At 73.9% G+C, this 19923-nt stretch carries 16 protein-coding genes; 4 read left to right on the forward strand and 12 right to left on the reverse strand.

Translation table 11 applies throughout. The features are described 5' to 3' along the window. Nucleotides 1-336: integrase core domain-containing protein (locus BLT82_RS18400; RefSeq protein WP_143041504.1), on the forward strand; the 336-nt coding region annotated here is incomplete at its 5' end. On the opposite strand, the gene BLT82_RS18405 is transcribed toward BLT82_RS18400, so the two are convergent. Together BLT82_RS18405 and BLT82_RS18410 are read right to left on the reverse strand one after the other, a co-directional pair. Further along, nucleotides 333-1181, reverse strand: coding sequence for a DUF3017 domain-containing protein (locus tag BLT82_RS18405; protein ID WP_093656181.1), 849 nt, complete (start codon nt 1179-1181; stop codon nt 333-335). The two genes, BLT82_RS18400 and BLT82_RS18405, sit on opposite strands and share 4 nt — an antisense overlap. Nucleotides 1182-1186: 5 nt before the next feature. Beyond that, nucleotides 1187-2044 (reverse strand): bifunctional methylenetetrahydrofolate dehydrogenase/methenyltetrahydrofolate cyclohydrolase, encoded by an 858-nt coding sequence (locus tag BLT82_RS18410; protein WP_093656183.1) that lies wholly within the window; start codon nt 2042-2044, stop codon nt 1187-1189. A 337-nt stretch (nt 2045-2381) separates the two neighbouring features. On the opposite strand from BLT82_RS18410, the gene BLT82_RS18415 reads away from it, so the two are divergent. Continuing rightward, nucleotides 2382-2963 (forward strand): hypothetical protein, encoded by a 582-nt coding sequence (locus BLT82_RS18415; protein WP_093656185.1) that lies wholly within the window; start codon nt 2382-2384, stop codon nt 2961-2963. 200 nt (nt 2964-3163) lie between these two features. On the opposite strand, the gene purH is transcribed toward BLT82_RS18415, so the two are convergent. Together purH and purN are read right to left on the reverse strand one after the other, a co-directional pair. After that, the gene (purH, locus tag BLT82_RS18420; RefSeq protein WP_093656187.1) at nt 3164-4744 is read right to left on the reverse strand and encodes a bifunctional phosphoribosylaminoimidazolecarboxamide formyltransferase/IMP cyclohydrolase; all 1581 of its coding nucleotides are present in this window, start codon (nt 4742-4744) and stop codon (nt 3164-3166) included. Next, nucleotides 4731-5348, reverse strand: coding sequence for a phosphoribosylglycinamide formyltransferase (purN, locus tag BLT82_RS18425; protein WP_093656189.1), 618 nt, complete (start codon nt 5346-5348; stop codon nt 4731-4733). The genes purH and purN overlap by 14 nt, the downstream gene beginning before the upstream one ends. A 226-nt stretch (nt 5349-5574) precedes the next feature. Here purN and BLT82_RS18430 point away from each other — a divergent pair, with 226 nt between their 5' ends. After that, nucleotides 5575-6405, forward strand: coding sequence for a hypothetical protein (locus tag BLT82_RS18430; RefSeq protein ID WP_093656191.1), 831 nt, complete (start codon nt 5575-5577; stop codon nt 6403-6405). 167 nt (nt 6406-6572) lie between these two features. On the opposite strand, the gene BLT82_RS18435 is transcribed toward BLT82_RS18430, so the two are convergent. Further along, nucleotides 6573-8723 (reverse strand): cell division protein PerM, encoded by a 2151-nt coding sequence (locus tag BLT82_RS18435; RefSeq protein ID WP_093656505.1) that lies wholly within the window; start codon nt 8721-8723, stop codon nt 6573-6575. A gap of 117 nt (nt 8724-8840) precedes the next feature. Here BLT82_RS18435 and BLT82_RS18440 point away from each other — a divergent pair, with 117 nt between their 5' ends. Beyond that, nucleotides 8841-10331 carry a helix-turn-helix domain-containing protein gene (locus BLT82_RS18440; RefSeq protein WP_093656193.1) on the forward strand — a complete coding sequence of 497 codons (1491 nt, stop codon included), beginning with the start codon at nt 8841-8843 and terminating at the stop codon, nt 10329-10331. Between the two features lie 104 nt (nt 10332-10435). Here BLT82_RS18440 and sucD read toward each other — a convergent pair whose 3' ends face one another. The 7 genes from sucD to BLT82_RS18475 form a co-directional block, all read right to left on the reverse strand. Further along, nucleotides 10436-11320 carry a succinate--CoA ligase subunit alpha gene (sucD, locus tag BLT82_RS18445; RefSeq protein ID WP_093656195.1) on the reverse strand — a complete coding sequence of 295 codons (885 nt, stop codon included), beginning with the start codon at nt 11318-11320 and terminating at the stop codon, nt 10436-10438. Between the two features lie 20 nt (nt 11321-11340). After that, nucleotides 11341-12516 carry an ADP-forming succinate--CoA ligase subunit beta gene (gene sucC, locus BLT82_RS18450; protein WP_093656197.1) on the reverse strand — a complete coding sequence of 392 codons (1176 nt, stop codon included), beginning with the start codon at nt 12514-12516 and terminating at the stop codon, nt 11341-11343. Between the two features lie 452 nt (nt 12517-12968). Then, the gene (locus tag BLT82_RS38565; RefSeq protein ID WP_093656199.1) at nt 12969-13970 is read right to left on the reverse strand and encodes a hypothetical protein; all 1002 of its coding nucleotides are present in this window, start codon (nt 13968-13970) and stop codon (nt 12969-12971) included. 87 nt (nt 13971-14057) lie between these two features. Beyond that, nucleotides 14058-15011, reverse strand: a complete 954-nt coding sequence (locus BLT82_RS18460; RefSeq protein WP_093656201.1) for a hypothetical protein — start codon at nt 15009-15011, stop codon at nt 14058-14060. A 212-nt stretch (nt 15012-15223) separates the two neighbouring features. Next, entirely contained in the window at nt 15224-16414 is a 1191-nt protein-coding gene (locus tag BLT82_RS18465) for a VWA domain-containing protein (protein ID WP_093656203.1), read from the reverse strand. After that, complete coding sequence (locus tag BLT82_RS18470; RefSeq protein ID WP_093656507.1) at nt 16411-18783, reverse strand: DUF5682 family protein; 2373 nt, start codon at nt 18781-18783, stop codon at nt 16411-16413. The genes BLT82_RS18465 and BLT82_RS18470 overlap by 4 nt, the downstream gene beginning before the upstream one ends. Then, entirely contained in the window at nt 18780-19892 is a 1113-nt protein-coding gene (locus tag BLT82_RS18475) for an ATP-binding protein (protein WP_093656205.1), read from the reverse strand. Before BLT82_RS18475 ends, BLT82_RS18470 begins: the two co-directional genes overlap by 4 nt. Nucleotides 19893-19923 lie beyond the last annotated feature (31 nt).

Raw genomic sequence — 19923 nt, forward strand, 5'->3', positions numbered from 1 at the left:
GCGTTCTTCACCTCCTGCGGGATCACCGTCGAACGCGTCCTGACCGACAACGGAGCCTGCTACCGCTCCCGCGACTGGCGCGACACCCTCGCGGCAGCCCAGATCACCCACAAACGCACCCGCCCCTACCGGCCCCAGACCAACGGCAAGGTCGAACGCCTCAACCGCACCCTGCTCGACGAATGGGCCTACGCCCGCCCCTACCGCTCAGAGCAGGAACGACGCGACGCCTTCCCCGGCTGGCTGCACACCTACAATCACCACCGCGGACACACCGCGCTCGCAGGCAAACCACCCGCCAGCCGCGTCCCCAACCTCACAGGGCAATACAGCTAGCGCACCGTGAAGCGGACCGCTTCCTCGAGGAACGGGATCTCCAGCCACGGTCGCGGCTGGACCATCAGGGCGAGCAGCACGATGACGGTGCCGAGCGTGCCGTAGGTGACCATGTCGGTGAAGCGCGAGCGCACCGCCAGCATGCCCACGGACGGCAGCACCCGGCGCAACGACGCCCCGGTGAGCAGCGCGGCGCCGACGAGCACCGTGCCGACCCTGAACGCCTGCTCGAACGGGTCCGCGCCGACGATCAGCAGACCGAGCGCCGCGAGCCCGAGGACCGTCAGCAGCGGCCACTGGCGCGCCGGGGCCGGAGCGTCACCGGGCGCGGCGCGTCCGCCGCCCTCGGGGCGCGCGGTGTCCCGGGTGACGGCGGGCGGGCGGCGCGACCTGCCCGCTGCCCGCTCGCCCGTGCCGTCCGGGCTCTCCGGCGCTTCCGGACGGGAACCGTCCGACGGTCCCGCCTCCTCGGCGGCGCCGGCCACGTCACCGGTCGGTGCCGTACGGCCCGGACCGCTCGCGCCGTTCGCCGCGACGCGGTCCGGGCCGCTCACGGATCGGTTCGCCGCGACGCGCTCCGGGGTACGGGCGGAGCCGGCGGGTGCTTCGGTGTCGCGCCGGACCGGGTCCGCCCCGTTCAGCGGTGGGGGCTCGCCGGAGGCTTCGGGGCGGGTGCCGTTCGCGCCACCCGCCGTCTGGTCCGCGCGGCCCGCGCCGTCCACCGACGGGGCGGGCCCGGGCGCGCCCGGGCCCGCCGGCTCGCCCTGCGAGCCGCGGGACGCGCCGTTCGCCCGGGTCGGCCGGCGGCCGGCCGCCGGGTCCGCGTGGTTGTCCGGGGTGTCCATGGATCTCAGTCCGCGGCTGCCAGCTCGGCCGCCTCGACGACGTTGACGAGGAGCATTGCGCGGGTCATCGGGCCGACGCCGCCCGGGTTCGGCGACAGCCAGCCGGCGACCTGCGCGACGTCCGGGTGGACATCGCCGACGATCTTCCCATCGCCGTCGCGGCTGACGCCGACGTCCAGCACCGCCGCGCCCGGCTTGACGTCCTCGGGACGGACCAGATGGGCCGAACCCGCCGCGGCCACGATGATGTCGGCCCGGCGCAGATGCGAGGAGAGGTCCCGCGTGCCCGTGTGGCACTGGGTGACCGTGGAGTTCTCGGAGCGGCGCGTCAGCATCAGCGGCAGGGAGCGCCCGATGGTGGTGCCGCGGCCCACGACGACGACGTCCGCGCCGTTCAGCTCGACCTCGTACCGGCGCAGCAGCCGGATGACGCCGTTCGGCGTGCACGGCAGGGGGGCGGGCTCGTTCAGCACGAGGCGGCCCAGGTTCGTCGGGTGCAGGCCGTCGGCGTCCTTGGACGGGTCGATCAGCTCCAGGACCCGGTTCTCGTCGATGCCCTTCGGCAGCGGCAGCTGCACGATGTAACCGGTGCACTCCGGGTTCTCGTTCAGCTCGCGGACGACCGCCTCGATCTCCTCCTGCGTGGCGGTCTCCGGAAGTTCGCGCTGGATGGAGGCGATGCCCACCTCCGCGCAGTCGCGGTGCTTGCCGGCCACGTACTTCCGGCTGCCGACGTCGTCACCGACCAGGACGGTCCCGAGGCCGGGCGCGAATCCCCTGGCCTTGAGCGCCGCCACGCGGGCGGCCAGTTCGGACTTGATCTCGGCCGCGGTGGCCTTGCCATCGAGAATCTGGGCGGTCATGCCCCCATCCTCGCGGATGACCCCGTCCCGGTTCCAATCAGGTTCGGCTCGGGGCCTTCGCGTACCGCCCGCGTTCCGGCTTCCGCGGCTGCGCCGGAGTTCGCAGCGGCCATCCCATGATCCGCTCCGGCAGGCCGCCGCACGGTTCGCCGAGCGGTACACGAGGTTGCACTTGCACAACACATCGGCATATCGACTGGACAAAAAGTCGACGGTAATACGACGATGAGCCGCGCAGTGTCGCGGGCAGTGTCGGGGGGCAGCCGCTTAGTCACATGTGAAGTTCCTCCGCCAGGACCGCGTCGTCCCCGCAGAACCCCGACGGAGGAAACCCGCCATGAGCTTCGGCGACCCGAACAACCCTTACGGCCAGCAGCAGGGCCAGCCGGGCTACGGCTACCCGCAGGGCCAGCAGCAGCCGCCCCAGCCCGGATACGGCTATCCCCAGGCCCCGCCCGTCCAGCCGTACGGTGGCGGCTATCCCGGCGCCCCCATGTCGATGCCCGGCCTGATGCAGACCGCCCGCGTCCTGCTCTTCATCGTCGGCGGCCTGCAGCTCCTGTTCGCCATCCTCGCCGCGGTCTTCGTCGCCGCCGCCCAGGACACCGCCAGCTCGGTCGGCGTCGGGGAGGAGACCGGCGTGCTGGCCGGCCTCGGCTTCTTCCTCGTCTTCATCCTGCTGGCCTTCGCCGTCTGGGCGATCGTCCTGGGCGCCAAGTTCGCCAAGGGCGGCAACGGCGTGCGGGTGACGACCATCGTCTACGCGTCGCTGTACATCCTGCTCAGCCTCGCCAACTTCGCCGGCGGGACTGCGAGCTCGGCGGTCGGCGGCGTCATCGGTCTGGCCATCGGCGGCATCATCCTCGCCTCGATGGTCAACAGCAGCGCCACCGCGTGGTTCAACCGCCCGCGCTACTGATCCCTCCGCCCCGGACGGCCGGACCGGCCCGTCCCGGACGCCCGTGCCGTAGGCACGTAGGCACGAAGGCACGAAGGCACGAAGGCACGAAGGCACGAAGGCCGTAACCCCCGCCGCTGAGCGGGCGTTACGGCCTTCGGCCTGTCATGTCTGTGGCAGATGGTGCGGGTGCGCCGGCGGACGCCTCCGCGGAGGCCGCCTCAGTGGAAGAAGTGGCGCGTACCCGTGAAGTACATCGTCACGCCGGCCTTGCTCGCCGCCTCGACGACCTGCTCGTCACGGACCGAACCTCCCGGCTGGACCACTGCCCTGACGCCGGCCGCGGTCAGGATCTCCAGCCCGTCGGGGAACGGGAAGAACGCGTCGGACGCGGCGTAGGCACCGGCGGCCCGCTCCTCGCCCGCGCGCTCGACGGCGAGCTTGGCGGAGTCGACCCGGTTGACCTGACCCATGCCGACGCCCACGCTCGCACCGTCCTTGGCGAGGAGGATCGCGTTGGACTTCACCGCGCGGCAGGCCCGCCAGGCGAAGGCGAGTTCGGCGAGCTCGTCCGCGGACAGCGCCTCACCCGTGGCGAGGGTCCAGGAGGCCGGGTCGTCGCCCTCGGCCTGGAGGCGGTCGGTGACCTGGAGCAGCGCGCCCCCGTCGATCGGCTTGACCTCCACCGGCGCTGACGGGGCGTCGGGGCAGCGCAGCACGCGGATGTTCTTCTTGCGGGCCAGCACCTCGACGGCGCCGTCCTCGTAGTCCGGGGCCACGATGACCTCGGTGAAGATCTCGGCGACCTGCTCGGCCATCGCCACCGACACCGGGCGGTTGACCGCGATCACTCCGCCGAACGCGGACAGCGGGTCGCAGGCGTGGGCCTTGCGGTGGGCCTCGGCGACATCCTCGCCGATCGCGATGCCGCACGGGTTGGCGTGCTTGATGATGGCCACGCACGGCTCGGCGTGGTCGTACGCGGCACGGCGGGCGGCCTCCGTGTCCGTGTAGTTGTTGAACGACATCTCCTTGCCGTGCAGCTGCTCGGCCTGGGCGAGCCCGCCGCCCTCCTCGGTGACGTACAGCGCCGCGTCCTGGTGCGGGTTCTCGCCGTAGCGAAGGACGTTGGAGCGGTGGTAGGTGGCGCCGAGGAAGTCGGGGAACGCGACCGCGGCGGAGCCGCTGTCGGACGCGGCGTCGGCCGGGGCGTACGAGGAGGCGAACCAGGAGGCGACGGCCACGTCGTACGCGGCCGTGTGCTGGAACGCCTCGGCGGCCAGGCGCTTGCGCGCGGCGAGGTCGAAGCCGCCCGAGGTGACCGCGGTGAGCACGTCGGCGTAGCGCGCCGGGCTGGTGACGACCGCGACCGAGGGGTGGTTCTTGGCGGCGGCGCGGACCATCGACGGGCCGCCGATGTCGATCTGCTCGACGCACTCGTCGGGGCTCGCGCCCGAGGCGACGGTCTCCCGGAACGGGTACAGGTTCACGACCACCAGCTCGAAGGGCTCCACGCCGAGCTCGGCGAGCTGCTCGCGGTGCGCATCGAGGCGGAGGTCGGCGAGGATCCCGGCGTGCACGCGCGGGTGCAGCGTCTTCACACGGCCGTCGAGGCACTCGGGGAAGCCGGTCAGCTCCTCGACCCTGGTCACCGGGACACCGGCCGCGGCGATCCTCCCCGCGGTGGAACCGGTGGAGACGAGCTCGACGCCGGCCTCGTGCAGCCCGCGGGCGAGCTCCTCCAGCCCCGTCTTGTCGTAGACACTGATCAACGCGCGACGGATGGGCTTATTCACCGACATGAACCTTTCGTCCCTCAATGCGGTAGCCGTTACGGGCCAGACGCCCCACGACCTCGACGAGCAGCTGGCGCTCGACTTCCTTGATGCGCTCGTGCAGAGCGGCTTCGTCGTCCTCGTTGCGGACCTCGACCACGCCCTGGGCGATGATCGGGCCCGTGTCGACGCCGTCGTCGACGAAGTGGACGGTGCACCCGGTGACCTTCACCCCGTAGGCGAGTGCGTCACGCACTCCGTGGGCACCGGGAAAGCTGGGCAGCAGTGCGGGGTGCGTATTGACGAACCGGCCGCCGAACCGGGCGAGGAAGTCCTTGCCGACGATCTTCATGAAGCCGGCCGAGACGACGAGATCCGGCTCGTACGCGGCCGTGGCGCCGGTCAGCGCGCGGTCCCACTCCTCGCGGGTCGCATGGTCCTTGACCGTGCACACGAAGGTGGGGATCCCGGCCGCGCGGGCCCGCTCGAGACCGGCGATGCCGTTCCGGTCCGCACCCACGGCGACGATCCGGGCACCGAAGCCTTCGGGATCGTCGCCGATGGCGTCGAGCAGCGCCTGGAGATTGGTGCCGGATCCGGAGACCAGGACGACGAGGCGGGCGGCAGCCACAAGGGACTCTTTTCGCGTTGCGGTTCGTATTTGTATGGTCGTACGAATGAAACGAGCCCGGCGATAGGGGAACTCTACGAAGCCGTCGACCGTCAGCAACGATACCGGCACACCGAGCGGCCCCCGCGGGACGGGGGCTGGGCCGGGAGGTAGCGTCTGGGGGCAGGGCCCGTCCCAGACGGAGTACCCGCGTACCGAGGTACAAGAGGGGAAGACGTTCACCACCATGCCGGACCGACGCCGCCGCACGGCACTCCGCCTCCCGCTCTCCGCCGAGCGGGGCTCCCTGCTGCTGCGGGAACGCCAGTCCACGGAGCCCACGGAGCCGCCGAAGGACGAGAGCAATCCGTTCGCGCCTCCGCCGGAGGGCTCGCCGGACCGGCCGTGGCAGCCGCGGCACGGGTCCGGCGACGACTCGTCGGGCCGCGACCAGGAGCGCGGCTCCGGTGACGACGGCGAGCGTGAGGGCGGGCGTACGCCCTGGGGCAGCCAGTGGAGCGACCGTCAGCCGGGCCGTTCGTCGGGCGGCTTCGGCAGCCGGCCGGGCAGCCAGGGCGGCGGCGGCCAGGGCGGGAACGGCGGCCAGGGCGGTCCCGAAGGCGGACCCGGTCAGGGCACGGGCCTGCGCTGGGACCCGACGGACCCGGTCCAGCGCCGCGCCCGGTACGCGCTGCTCGGCGGTATGTGGGCGTTCTTCTTCGCCCTGTTCGACTTCCCCGAGATCGCCCTTCTCCTCGGGGCCCTGGCGATCTACTGGGGCGGCAGCTCGCTTCGCTCCAAGTCCCGCCGCGCGACGACGGGCGACTCGACGTCCGCGGCGGCTCCCTCACCGCAGGGCCCCGGCCGGCCGGCGGGACGGCCGCAGGTGACGGCCGCCGTGAGCGGACTGGTGATGGCCGGTATCGCGCTCACGATCGTGGCGATGACGTTCACGATGCAGCTGGTCTACCGCGACTTCTACACGTGCGTGTCCGACTCCCTGACGAAGACCGGCCAGATCTCCTGCAACGAACTGCTGCCGGAGCCGCTGCGCGGGGTCATCGGGGTCAAGGAGTAGCCGGACCGGAGCGAGCGGCAGCCGCGCCGGAGCAGGACGTGTGCGCGGCCGGGCGTCATGGGGCGCGGCATGGTCGCCGCGGCCCAGGGTCGATCGCTCCACCACCCGACGGCGTGACACGGCCGCCCGCACGGGACGTGCGGGCGGCCGTCGCTCGGGGCGCCCGGTCACGGGGCGGCGTCACCGCCCGGTGCCCCTGGCCCGGTGCGCGGGTCCTCGGGCGGTACGGAGCCGTCGGGCCCCTGCGACCGCCTGCCGGAGAGGCCCGGCCAGTTGCCGAGTCCGCTGCAGCCGACGGGGCCGACGGGGCCGGGTGCGCGAAGGCGGGCCGCCGACGCGGCGCCGTCGGGGGCCGGTACGGCCTCGACGGGCCCGCCCGCTCCGGGCTTCGGGTGCGAGGACGCGCCCGGCATGGCTTCCGGCGCGGGTCCGGGGGCGCGGGACGGTGCCCCCGGCGGGGCGCCGGGTCCGGCCGGCGCCCGGGACGGTGCCCCCGACGGGACGCCGGGTCCGGCAGCCGCCGAAACGGGACCGGCCGGCGCAGAACCGGGTCCGGCCGGCGAGAAGCCGGGCATCGCGAGGACGGGCGGCAGTTCGTCCCAGACCCCCCCGTTGATCCCGGGGCCGGCGGCGGGCATCGCGAGCCAGGGAAGCGGGCCCGTTTCCGGCACCGGTGGCACCTTCGGCGGCGCCCCCGCCCCACCCGCCGGACCGGTCGAACCGCTCGGGTCGGGCGGGCCGGACGGGCCGGTGGAGGCATCGGCACCGGGCGGGGACCCCGCCGCTGGCACGGCTCCGAGCGCGGAGCCCGACCCGGCAGACACCTCGGGCACGGACTCCGCGCCGGAACGCCCGGAGTCCGGGGACGCCGGCGCGGACGCGGGCATGGGCGGGGCCGGGGGCACCGGCGCGGACGGCGACGGCGACGGCGACGGCGACGGCGACGGGAAGGGGATCGCCGCCATCAGACCGCCCGACGCCTGCTTGATGGCCTCCCAGCGCGGGACCCGCAGCCGGCGGTCGGCGTCACGGAAGCGCCATGCGTGGAGGGCCAGGGCGACGGGGACCCCCACCGTCGCCGCCCAGAGGAACGCGGCCGGGCCCGTGAGCCACCAGAGGGGGCCGAAGGAGGCCAGGACGCCCGTGCCGAGGGCCCCGCCGGACGCCGCCGCCAGGACCGCCGTCAGCGCCCCGCACACCGCGGCCGCAAGCAGCGCGGTGAGTGCGGTCTCACGACGGCTCACCGGCGCCGGCGCGGCGCCCGTGCCGGTTCCCGGAGCGCCGGCGCCCCGGGCGTCCGCCCGCGGGGATTCCGGCACGGCGCACCAGGCCAGCATCAGACCGGCCGCGAGCGGGACCACCGCAGTGGCCGGGCCCCACGGCATGCCGGTCCTGTCGAGCGGCACCGCGGCGAGCAGCGGGAAGGGCGGCAGCGCGGGGGTTCCCGCGAGCCCCATCGGCGTGGCCGTCGCGCCGGCGCCGAGCACGAAGCCCGGGCCCAGCCCGTACGCGGCCGCCCAGACCGCGGCGTTGGGCATCAGCGCCAGCACGAGCAGCAGGAGCGCGAATCTGCCCTGCCAGTCGTGCGCGAGCCCCACGAACGCCTCCTGTGCCGCGCTCGCGTGTCCCACCAGAGAGGCACCGACGATCAGTGCTCCACCGCCGACCAGCACCGCGACCGCGAGCCCCGCGGCCCGGAACGCCACGATGACCCAGGAGCGGACCAGGGCGATCCGCACGGTCTCCGGCACCCAGCCGGGCAGCGGCCCGAGCGGGCGCCCGTGAGCCGTCCACACGCCCGCCGCCGCCGCGATCGCGACCAGCACGGGTACGTGCAGCAGCGCGCTGAGGGGTTCCGCGGCGAGCTCGCCACCCCTGGAGTAGAGCACGGCACCGGCCGCCACCAGCAGATATCCGCAGCTCACACCCATGACCACCGTGCTCGCCGACGGCTGCTGCGGGTTTTCGGCCGTCTCGACGGCATCGCGCGCTGCCCGGTACACCAGGAACACCGGCAGCGCCGTGAGCAGCAGTGGGACGAGCCCTACGGGCGCGGGCACCTCGGAGATCGTCTCGGCTCTGATCAGTTCCGTGCCGTGGGCGAGGAGCCACATGGCGGCTGCGGCGTGAAGTGCTCCGCCGGGGCCGCTGTCGGGGTACGGGGAACTGATCCACATCACCGTCACGAGAGCGGCGAGGGCGCCGAGCCCGAGGCCCGCGGCGATCGCCCCGCGCATCAGGGACATCGCCGACGCGGCCGCGGACCGGCCGCCCTGCGCGGCCACCGGTGTGGTGCCGCGATCGGTCGTCTGGGTCACGCGGGCCATGCTGCCAACGACACGCGCTTTATCCGCGTAACGGGAGATTGCTCGCTGTGTCGCTAAAAATACGCTTATGTACTTTTCGGCCCAGTACGCCCTCCCGGGGAGGTCTTCATGACGAAGAGCACCGCGGACAGCACCGAAGCGGCCGCCCCTCCGTTGCCCTCGCCCAAGGAACGCCGCAGGCTGCGTGAGGCGAAGGCGCTGTCCGAGGAGCAGGTGGCGGAGGCCCTGGGCGTCACCAGGGCGACGATCAGGTCCTGGGAGACGGGCCGCAGCGACCCTCGCGGCCGCAAGCGGGAGGCGTACGCGAAGCTGCTCGCCGCTTACGAGGCGGAGCTCTCGTCCCGGGAGCCCTCGCCCGGGGCGGATCGTGAGGCCCGACCGGCCGAGGCTCCCCACGGGGGCGTGGAGCGGTCCGGAAGCCCGTCGTCCCCACCGGTGCGCCGGCCCGGTGGAAGCCGGCGCACCGAACGCGCGGAACGAACCGCCGATGCCGCCGACGACGCCGCCGAACGGGAAACCCGTGGCACCACCGCCGGGAGCCCCGCCGCCGGTGGATCCCCCGGCGCCGGACCTGCGGGCGAGCGCTCCACCGCCGGTCAGCCGACCGCCGGTGGACCTGCCACCGGACTCGCGAAGTCGGCCCCGGCCCGGCCCGGGACCACCGCTCCGCCCCCTCCCGTCGAGGCCCCGCGTCCGTACCCCGCCACCTCCGCCGCATGGGGCCCCGACGAGTCCCCCGAAGCCCCCTCCGAGCGGCCGCCCGCCCGGGACGGAGCCACGCCCACCGCCGAGCAGGCGTTCGACGAGTTGTACGCCCGTACCGCCGTCGGCCTCGTCCGCCAGACCCTGCTGCTCACCGGGCGGCAGTCGCTCTCGCAGGAGGCCGTCGAGCGCGCCTTCCATCTGGCCTGGCAGCGCTGGCCCGAGGTCGCCGTGGACCGGGATCCCCCGGGCTGGGTACGGGCGGCAGCGTACGAGTACGCCATGTCCCCCTGGCACCGCCTGCGCCGCGCCCACCGCCGACCCGACCCGGTCGCATCGGCCCGCCCCGCCTCGGCCGCGTATCCCGGCGGGCGCACGCTCCGCGAGGCGCTGCTCGCGCTGCCGCCGTCGTACCGCCGCACCCTGCTCCTCTACGACGGCCTGGGCCTCGACCTCCCCGAGACGGCCGCCGAGATCGAGGCGAGCACTCCGGCGGCCGCGAACCGGCTGCTGCACGCGCGTGCGGCCGTCGCCGAGCAGATCCCCGAGCTGGCCGACCCCGAGGCTCTCCAGCACGAGCTGAGCGATCTGGTGGCGAACCTCACCACGCCGAAGATCGCCTCGGCCCGCTCCGTGCGCGGCGGCAGCGAGCGCCGTGCCGAGCTCTGGACGCGTGCCGCGATCGGACTCACCGTGCTGATCCTCGGCGCCGCGGCCGTGACCATGGCCGTCACCGAGGACCACTACGAGCCGCCGCAGGCGCCCGGCGAGCGGGTCGGCGGGGTTCCGCCGCGGAACGGACCGGAGCCGTACTCGAAGGAGGACTACCGCCTGCGCGTACAGCTCCACGCCCACCCCGGCGCCGGACCGGCACGCCTCGTCCCCCTGGCCCGCTGAACCCCGCCGCGGAACGCGGCTGGGCCCGCACCCCGGAAGTCCGGGGTGCGGGCCCAGCCGCATGCGTTCCCGCAGGAGACGGCCGTCGCGGCCGCGTCGGGGGATCAGCCGAGAAGGATCTCCCGCGCCAGCTTGGCGGTCTCGGTCGGGGTCTTGCCGACCTTCACGCCCGCGGCCTCCAGGGCCTCCTTCTTGGCCTGCGCGGTGCCGGAGGAGCCGGAGACGATGGCGCCGGCGTGGCCCATGGTCTTGCCCTCGGGGGCGGTGAAGCCCGCGACGTAACCGACGACCGGCTTGGTGACGTTGGCCTTGATGAAGTCGGCCGCACGCTCCTCGGCGTCGCCGCCGATCTCGCCGATCATCACGATCAGGTCGGTGTCCGGGTCGGCCTCGAAGGCGGCCAGGGCGTCGATGTGGGTGGTGCCGATGATCGGGTCACCGCCGATGCCGACGCAGGAGCTGAAGCCGATGTCGCGCAGCTCGTACATCATCTGGTAGGTCAGCGTGCCGGACTTGGACACGAGACCGATGCGACCGGGCTTGGTGATGTCGGCCGGGATGATGCCGGCGTTCGACTGGCCGGGGGTGATCAGACCCGGGCAGTTCGGGCCGATGATGCGGGTCTTGTTGCCCTTGGCACCGGCGTACGCCCAGAACTGCGCGGTGTCGTGGACCGCGACGCCCTCGGTGATCACGACGGCGAGGCCGATCTCGGCGTCGATCGCCTCGATGACCGCGTCCTTGGTGAACTTCTCCGGGACGAAGATGACGGTGACGTCCGCGCCGGTCTTCTCGATGGCCTCCTTGACCGATCCGAAGACCGGGATCTCGGAGCCGTCGAAGTCGACGGTCGTGCCCGCCTTGCGCGGGTTCACGCCACCGACCACGTTCGTGCCGGAGGCCAGCATGCGCTTGGTGTGCTTCTGGCCCTCGGAGCCGGTCATGCCCTGGACGATGACCTTGGATTCCTTGGTGAGGAAGATAGCCATGGTGTGGTGTCCCTCGTCCCTTACTTCGCAGCCAGCTCGGCGGCCTTGTCGGCCGCGCCGTCCATGGTGTCCACACGCTCGACGAGCGGGTGGTTGCGGTCCGCGAGGATCTGGCGACCCAGCTCCGCGTTGTTGCCGTCGAGGCGCACGACCAGCGGCTTCGTCACGGCCTCGCCCCTGGACTCGAGGAGCTCCAGGGCCTGCACGATGCCGTTGGCGACCGCGTCGCACGCGGTGATGCCGCCGAAGACGTTGACGAAGACGGACTTGACGTCCGGGTCGCCGAGGATGATCTCCAGGCCGTTCGCCATGACCTCGGCGGAGGCACCGCCGCCGATGTCGAGGAAGTTGGCCGGCTTGACACCGTTGTGCTTCTCACCGGCGTACGCGACGACGTCGAGGGTCGACATGACCAGACCCGCGCCGTTGCCGATGATGCCGACCTCGCCGTCGAGCTTGACGTAGTTGAGGCCCTTGGCCTTGGCCGCGGCCTCGAGCGGGTTGGCCGACGCCTTGTCCTCGAGCGCCTCGTGCTCCGGCTGGCGGAACTCGGCGTTGGCGTCCAGCGACACCTTGCCGTCCAGGGCGATGACGCGGCCGTCGGCCACCTTCGCGAGCGGGTTGACCTCGACGAGGAGGGCGTCCTCGGCGACGAAGGTCTTCCACAGGGTCACGAGGATCTCGGCGACCTGCTCGGCCACCTCGGCCGGGAACTGCGCCGCCTCGACGATCTCACGGGCCTTCTCGGGGGAGACGCCGTCGTTGGCGTCGACCGGGATCTTGGCGAGCTTCTCGGGGGTCGTCGCGGCGACCTCCTCGATGTCCATGCCGCCCGCGACCGAGGCCATGGCCAGGAAGGTGCGGTTGGTGCGGTCGAGGAGGTAGGAGACGTAGTACTCCTCGGCGATCTCCGGAGCCGTCTCGGCGATCATCACCTTGTGGACCGTGTGGCCCTTGATGTCCATGCCGAGGATGTCCGTCGCGCGGGCGACGGCCTCGTCCGGCGTGGCGGCGAGCTTGACGCCGCCGGCCTTGCCGCGGCCGCCGACCTTGACCTGGGCCTTGACGACCGAACGGCCGCCCAGTCGCTCGGTCGCCTCGCGCGCCGCCTCAGGCGTGTCGATGACTTCACCGGCCAGCACCGGTACACCGTGCTTGGCGAAGAGGTCCCTCGCCTGGTACTCGAACAGGTCCACGCGCGTCCGTCCCTTTGCTTCTAATCGTCGCAGTAGTGATTCGCGGTTCGTTGTCTGCGTGGGCGTGCCGCGAAGGGCAACGTGACTGCGCAGTCACTAGGGAGGCGTACACGGTGTCCGGGCACGCGGCATGTCCGTCTCGCAGGTTATCCCCGTGGGCCGTGGGTCCCTAAATCGCAGATCACAACCGAGCGGTGATACCGGTCACAGATCGCGTGCGCCACGGAACCCCGGGTTACGGGTCGGCCACGCGCCGGGCACGGTCCGGCACCCGAGCGCCTCCGGCGGCCCCGGCGGCGGTTCTGACACCGCCGCCCCCCTCGCGGATCGCCCCGCCGGCCGCGTCCCGGCCCCGCCCCGACACGGGACGGGCGGCCCCCACCCCAATGGGGACCGCCCGCCGAAACACGTTGACCCGCCGGTCACCCGGTTCGCTTCGCGCCCATTCGCGCTCAGAAGCCCTGGGTCGCGTAGCGGCCGAGGGAGTCGGCGTAGCCGGGGGTGATCGCGTCGGCCGCGCCCTGCGCACCGGTGACGGCGTTGCCGGCGACCGGCGAGGCGGCGACCGTGCCGTACACGTCCTGCGCGAACGGCCGGACCTCGGAGACCACACCGCCGGCGAACGGAGTCACGTCGCCGGCGACACCGTGGGCGAAGTCGCCCGCGCTGCCGCCGACCCCCTGGGTGACCGGCTGGACGTGGTCCGCGACGGTCTCGACGAGCGGCTGCACGGAGCCGACGACACCGCCGGCGAAGGGCTGGACCTCCGAGACCACACCGCCCGCGAACGGCCGGACCCCGGAGACCACACCCCCGGCGAACGGAGCCACGTCGCCGACGACGCCCGTGGCCAGACCACCGGCGTCGCCGACCGCCTGACCGGCCACCGGGAGCACACCGTCGACCGCGCGGCCGGCGATGGGCGGAAGCACGTCCTGCGCCGTCTCGTCGGCGATCGGCGCCGCGTGGGCGACCGCGTCCCGGGCGTGGCCGTGGGCGGTGGCCGGGGCGCGGTCCGCCAGCTCGGGAGCGAAGGAGGACAGCGGGCCGAAGAGGTAGTCGATCTCGGCGCCGGCGTCGGCCACCTCGGCCTCGGCGTACTGGCGGGCCTGGTCGGCGGTGGCGGCGGGTGTCTGGGCGGCCTCCCGCACGGTCCCTGCCGCCTGCCCGGCGGTGGAGGCCGCGGTACCGGTGGTGGTGGCCGCGGTACCGGCGGTGGAGGCCGCGGTAGCGGCGGTGGTGGCCGCAGCGGCCTTCGCCTTGCCGGTGGCGGCGGCGACGGCCGGTGCCTCGGAGACCCCGGCGACCGTGTCCTCGACGGAGTCGGCGGTCTTGTCGGCGGTGGAGAGGGAGAGCGAGGGGAGTTCGTCGGCGCTCGCGGCGGCGGTGCCGACGGCCCACATGCCCGCGGCGCCTGCGGCGACGGCTATGGAACGGCGGATGTTCTTGTTCATGATCGGGAGAGTCCTTCGAGTTCCGAGGAATAGGGCAGACCTGCTCCGCCCCCGCGCGGCAGGTCTCGGGCAGGGGAACGGCCTGCCCTATCCGGGGAATTCGGGGATCTCCCGCAGACGGTCGCGCACTCCGCCGGCGGCCTCGGGATGCCCGGAGCCGGGCGGAAGCGCTGAGACCGGCGCGGTCCGGAACCAGACGGCGTGCTGGTCGCCGGGCCGAGGCGGGTGGCTGTCGCCGGCGGTCTGCAGCACGGCGGCGCCGTGCGGCGCGGCCGGGGAACGGCCCGGGTACCGCGGGAAGGGACCGCCGCCGAGGCCGTGGCCCAGGATTGGCGAGCGGCCGTCGCGGGCGGTGTCCGCCGGCGTCCGGGTGTCGTGGAACGGCGGGAACTGCCCGCCGCCCACGCGGTCCGAGTCGCGCTCGGCAGCATCGGCTGACCGGGCGTCCCCGGGCTCCGCAGCGAGTGGTGCGCCGAGCCGGAGCCCGGCCGGCGCGCCCGTCTGCGAGCCGTACTGCGCGTCGCCATGGGGAAGTTCCAGTCCCGGGAGGGGCTGGGAGCCCGCGCCGGGCCACTGAGGCCCGGGGGCGGGCAGCGGCCCCGCGGCCGAGCCTTCGACGACCCCGCCGACCACGTCGCCGACGGGTTCGGTCACCTCCGAGACCGTGTCCTCGAGGGCCCGGGCTACGGGGCGGACAACGGGACGGACCGCTTGCTCCACGACGGGCTCGGCGACCGGCCGCACCACATCTCCCGCGACGGGCTCGGCGACCGGGCGCACCACATCTCCCGCGACGCGATCGGTGACCGGCCGCACCACATCTCCCGCGACGGGCTCGGCGACCGGGCGCACCGTGCGGTCGACCGCGTCGTCGGCGACCGCCTCGGTGTCATCACGGAGTTGGCGCACCGGGCCGGCGGAGCCGGCCTGCGACGTCGCCTCGGACACCCCGGGCCGCTCCGCGGCGTGCGCCTGGCTGCCGAGGACGAACCCCAGCACGACGAGACCGCCGAGGAGCAGCAACGTCTTGACGGCGCGCACCGCATGCCGACCGGCCGCGTGGCGCACAGGGCGCCCGGCGGCAAGGGTCTGAGCAGCGGCGACAGTCGAAATGGGGCAAGCCCTCCCAGTTGTGGAACGTGGCCCTCCGGGGCAACGGTGACGATGCTCGCACGAGTCTCCCGGGGGCGCGCAAGTCCCTTGTTACCGATGAGTCGCCTTGTCCGCTATGCGCGATGACAAGCCGTCCGCTCTCATATGTCGGCCGGTACCGGCAGCGGCCGCTTCTCGATCGCGGCCGCCATGACCTCGGGGAAGAGGTCGGGAGTGCACGCGAACGCCGGGGCTCCCAGGGCCGCCAGGGCCGCCGCGTGCTCGCGGTCGTACGCCGGTGCCCCCTCGTCGGAGAGCGCGAGCAGAGTGACGAACTGCACGCCCGACGCCTTCATCGACGCGACCCGCTTCAGCATCTCGTCGCGTATGCCGCCCTCGTAGAGATCGCTGATGAGTACGACGACGGTGTCGGCGGGCCGGGTGATCTGCGACTGGCAGTACGCGAGCGCCCGGTTGATGTCCGTGCCGCCGCCGAGCCGGGTGCCGAACAGCACGTCCACGGGATCGTCCAGCTGGTCCGTCAGATCGACGACCGAGGTGTCGAAGACGACGAGCCGGGCGGCGATGGACCGCATCGAGGCGAGCACCGCGCCGAACACCGAGGCGTAGACGACGGAGGCCGCCATCGACCCGGACTGGTCGATGCACAGCACGACGTCCTTCTTCACCGACCGGGCGGCACGGCCGTAGCCGATGAGCCGTTCGGGCACCACCGTGCCGTACTCGGGCAGGTAGTTCTTGAGGTTCGCCCGGACGGTGCGGTCCCAGTCGATGTCCCGGTGCCGGGGCCGGCTGATGCGCGCGCTGCGGTCGAGCGCTCCCGTGAGAGTCGAGCGGGTGCGTGTCGCCAGCCTCTCCTCCAGGTCCTCGACGACCTTCCGGACGACCGCGCGGGCGGTCTCCTTCGTCGTCTCGGGCATCGCCTTGTTCAGCGACAGCAGCGTGCCGACGAGATGGACGTCCGCCTCGACGGCCTCCAGCATCTCCGGCTCGAGCAGCAGCGCGGACAGACCCAGCCGCTCGAAGGCGTCCCGCTGCATGACCTGGACGACGGAGGCGGGGAAGTACGTCCGGATGTCGCCGAGCCAGCGGGCGACGGAGGGTGCGGAGCCCTCCAGTCCGGCCGAACGCCTGCCGCTGCGCCGCTCCTTGCCGTCACCGCTCCCGTAGAGGGCGGCCAGCGCGCCGTCCATGGCGGCGTCCGTACCCGTGAGAAGACGGCCCGTGCCCTCCTCCGGCCCCCCGCCGAGCACCAGCCGCCAGCGCCTGAGCCTCTCGTCGGACGCCGCGGCCGCCGCCGCTGAGCCCGTCGTCGCGGCCGTCGCGCTCATACCCGCTCCTCCTGGAGAATCACCCGCAGTACGGACAGCACCGCGTCGGCCCGCTGCTCGTCGAGCCCGGACCCGAACCCGGGGACCCCGGTCTCCGCGCGCACCGGCCCGCCGGCCGCCGGTCCCCGCCGCGCCAGCTCTCCGAGGGTGCGGCGCACACCGGGCTCGTACGCCGAGAACGTGCGGCGCAGCAGGGGGAGGACGTCCGTGAAGGCGTCCGCCGGGACCGACGTCAGCCAGGCGTCGACGAGGCCGAGGAGGCGCTCGTCGTGGACGAGGAGCATCCCGCCCCCCGACGCACCACCGACGAAGCCCTCGATCCAGGCGGCCGCACCGGCGGGCGGGGTGCCCGGCGAGAGGGCGAGGCCCATCAGCCGCGCCGCCTCCCCCTCGGCGAGGCGGCCGTCGTCCAGCAGCAGGCGGGCCGCTCGCCCCCGTATCAGCCCGGGCACGGCGTCCCGCAGCACGATCCTGCGCAGCACGTCGGCCCAGCGGCCGCCCAGCTCCTCGGCCTGCGGGAGCAGTCCGATCGCGGAGTGGACTCCGTCGAGCCGGTCGCGCATAGCGGCCGCGGCGTCGGCGTCGAGTCCGGCGCAGGCGGGCGGCAGCCCGACGCAGACGCGCTCGGCCAGTCCCGCGGCCACCTCGCCGAGCGCGGCGGTGTCCGTCGCACGGACGTCCCCGTACCGCAGCGAGCGGGCGAGCGCCGGCAGGGCCTCGGCGAGATGGCCCACGTCCGCGTCGAGCGCGGCCCGGTCGGCGAGCGCCCTCATCACCACCGGCAGGGCGTCGGGGAGTTCGGCGAGCAGACAGCGCTCGGCGAGGGAGGTGACATCGGCCAGCGCCGTCGCCGAGACCGCCTGTGACTCCGCCTTGGCGGTGGCCGCGGTCGGCACGGTGGTGCCCCAGACGCCCGCCTCGGCGACCCTGACGTACAGCTCGGGCTCCCAGCGCAGCCGCCAGGTCTCGCGGAAGGTGCCGGTCGAGCCCCGGCCCGACTCCGGGCTGCCCCAGCCGACGCCGAGAATCCGCAGCCGGTGCAGGAGCCGGCTGCGCGCGGCGTCGGTGTCCTTGCGCAGGTCGAGCTCCAGCTCCCGCTCGAGCGGGTCAGGCTTGAGCCGCAGGCCGCGCTGGAGGCGGGCCAGATCACGCTGCAGCGGCACCGCGGGCGCGGTGTCCGGGACTTCGCCGAGTACGTCCCCGACGGTCAGCCTGTCCCGCACCAGCGCGAGGGGCACGTCCGAGCCGTCGCACATCACGGCCCGGATCGCGTCGGTGGTCTCCCCGAGTCCGGCCAGCGGACGGCCGCGGACGGCCGCGAGCGTCACGGCGAGCCGGACCGCCTCGATGACATGGGCGGAGGACACCGCCCGGTCCTCGTCCCTGAGCAGTCCGGCCACCTTGGTCATCCAGCGCTCCACGGGCCGGTCCGGGGCGCTGAACAGATGGGCGTACCACCCGGGCGACTCGATGCCCGCGCCGTATCCCCGCCCGGGTGCTCCCAGCCGGGCGAGCCTGCGGTGGGTCCAGGGGACCCAGGTCGTCTCGGTCCTGACCTTCGGCAGGCCCTTCAGCAGGGCGCGGTCGGCGGTGGCGGTCGACCGGGCCGTGAGCGCGGGCACGTGCCAGGCCCCGCAGACGACGGCCACCTCCTCCCCGAACTCCCGGCGTGCCGCCCGCAGCTGGATCCGCATGTGGGCCTCACGGACGAGGTCGTGCGCATGGCCCCCGTGGCCGTACCGCTCGCGGAGGGCGGCCATCGCCTCGCCCACCGCGGCGAACGGAGCGAAGGCGCCGTCCACCGGACCGGCCCGGTCCGTCGCCTCCGTGCCGCGGCGGTGCTCCATCACGTCCTCCCACCAGCGCTCCGGGTCGTCGTACCCGGCGGCTTCGGCGAGCACCCCGATCGGGTCGACGCGCAGCGCGGGCTCCCCGTCGTCGGCGACGTCCTCCTCGTCGCCCCACGAGGGGTCGGCTGCGGCCGCCAGGGAGTGCGCGGCGGGCAGGTCGATGAACCGCACGGCCACGTCACGGGCCAGCGCCCAGCGGATCGCCACCCACTCCGGGGAGAACTCGGCGAAGGGCCAGAAGGCCGCCCGCCCCGGGTCGTCCACGGCGTGGGCCAGCAGGGCCACGGGCGGCACCATGCCCTCGTCGGCCGCCAGCGGCAGCAACGCGTTTCCCTCCGGGGGGCCTTCGACCAGCACGGCCCTCGGCTCCGCCGCGTCCAGGGCGGCCAGCACCGCCCTGGCGGACCCCGGGCCGTGGTGCCGCACCCCGAGCACCAGCGGCCCCTCGCAGGGCCACGCCCGGTCCGGGCGGCCGGCGCCCGCAGTTCCCCCGGGCAGGGCAGCCGTCTGCGTCGTCATGCGCTCACCTCCCGGCACGCCCGGTAGAAGTCCTTCCAGCCGTCCCGCTCGCGGACCACCGTCTCCAGGTACTCCTGCCATACGACGCGGTCCGCGGCCGGGTCCCGGACCACGGCCCCGAGGATGCCCGCCGCCACGTCGCCGGACCGCAGCACTCCGTCGCCGAAGTGCGCGGCGAGTGCCAGCCCGTTGGTGACGACCGAGATCGCCTCCGCGGTGGAGAGCGTCCCCGAGGGCGACTTGAGCTTGGTGCGTCCGTCCGACGTGACGCCGTCCCGCAGTTCGCGGAAGACGGTGACGACCCGGCGGATCTCCTCGATGCCCTCGGGCGCCGCGGGGAGGTCCAGCGAGCGCCCCAGCTGGTCCACGCGCCGGGACACGATGTCGACCTCCGCCTCCGCGGTCGCGGGCAGCGGCAGGACCACCGTGTTGAACCGTCGGCGCAGCGCGCTCGACAGGTCGTTGACGCCGCGGTCGCGGTCGTTGGCGGTGGCGATGAGGTTGAACCCGCGGACCGCCTGCACCTCCTCGCCGAGCTCAGGGATCGGAAGGGTCTTCTCCGACAGGATCGTGATGAGCGTGTCCTGCACGTCCGCCGGGACGCGGGTGAGCTCCTCGACCCGCGCGGTCGCGCCCTCGGCCATCGCCCGCATCACGGGGCTGGGCACGAGCGCGTCGCGGCTGGGGCCGCGGGAGAGCAGCTGCGCGTAGTCCCACCCGTACCGGATCGCCTCCTCAGGCGTGCCGGCGGTGCCCTGCACCAGCAGGGTGGAGTCCCCGCTGACCGCCGCGGCCAGATGCTCGGACACCCAGGTCTTGGCCGTGCCGGGCACGCCGAGGAGGAGCAGCGCACGATCGGTGGCGAGCGTCGTCACCGCGACCTCGACGATCCGGCGCGGGCCGACGTACTTCGGGGTGATCAGCGTGCCGCCGGGGAGCGTGCCGCCGAGCAGATAGGTGGCCACGGCCCACGGCGAGAGCCGCCAGCGGGCCGGACGCGGCCGGTCGTCGGCCGCGGCCAGCGCCGCCAGCTCGTCGGCGAACGCGTCCTCGGCATGCGGGCGCAGGGCCTCGCTGCCGATGTCGGCTCCGGTTGCGGTCACGGTCATGGATCCCCCTCCAGATCGGTCGGCCGGATGT

The sequence above is a fragment of the Streptomyces wuyuanensis genome, from assembly GCF_900103455.1.
In the GTDB taxonomy this organism is placed as follows: Bacteria; Actinomycetota; Actinomycetes; order Streptomycetales; family Streptomycetaceae; genus Streptomyces; species Streptomyces wuyuanensis.

Excerpts from the sequence above, each read along its gene's own strand:
- BLT82_RS38565 (WP_093656199.1), bottom strand. The coding sequence starts at position 13,970 with ATGAACAAGAACATCCGCCGTTCCATAGCCGTCGCCGCAGGCGCCGCG.
- BLT82_RS18430 (WP_093656191.1), top strand. The coding sequence starts at position 5,575 with ATGCCGGACCGACGCCGCCGCACGGCACTCCGCCTCCCGCTCTCCGCC.
- BLT82_RS18405 (WP_093656181.1), bottom strand. The coding sequence starts at position 1,181 with ATGGACACCCCGGACAACCACGCGGACCCGGCGGCCGGCCGCCGGCCG.
- BLT82_RS18440 (WP_093656193.1), top strand. The coding sequence starts at position 8,841 with ATGACGAAGAGCACCGCGGACAGCACCGAAGCGGCCGCCCCTCCGTTG.
- BLT82_RS18410 (WP_093656183.1), bottom strand. The coding sequence starts at position 2,044 with ATGACCGCCCAGATTCTCGATGGCAAGGCCACCGCGGCCGAGATCAAG.
- BLT82_RS18465 (WP_093656203.1), bottom strand. The coding sequence starts at position 16,414 with ATGAGCGCGACGGCCGCGACGACGGGCTCAGCGGCGGCGGCCGCGGCG.
- BLT82_RS18475 (WP_093656205.1), bottom strand. The coding sequence starts at position 19,892 with ATGACCGTGACCGCAACCGGAGCCGACATCGGCAGCGAGGCCCTGCGC.
- sucD (WP_093656195.1), bottom strand. The coding sequence starts at position 11,320 with ATGGCTATCTTCCTCACCAAGGAATCCAAGGTCATCGTCCAGGGCATG.
- BLT82_RS18415 (WP_093656185.1), top strand. The coding sequence starts at position 2,382 with ATGAGCTTCGGCGACCCGAACAACCCTTACGGCCAGCAGCAGGGCCAG.
- purH (WP_093656187.1), bottom strand. The coding sequence starts at position 4,744 with ATGTCGGTGAATAAGCCCATCCGTCGCGCGTTGATCAGTGTCTACGAC.
- BLT82_RS18470 (WP_093656507.1), bottom strand. The coding sequence starts at position 18,783 with ATGACGACGCAGACGGCTGCCCTGCCCGGGGGAACTGCGGGCGCCGGC.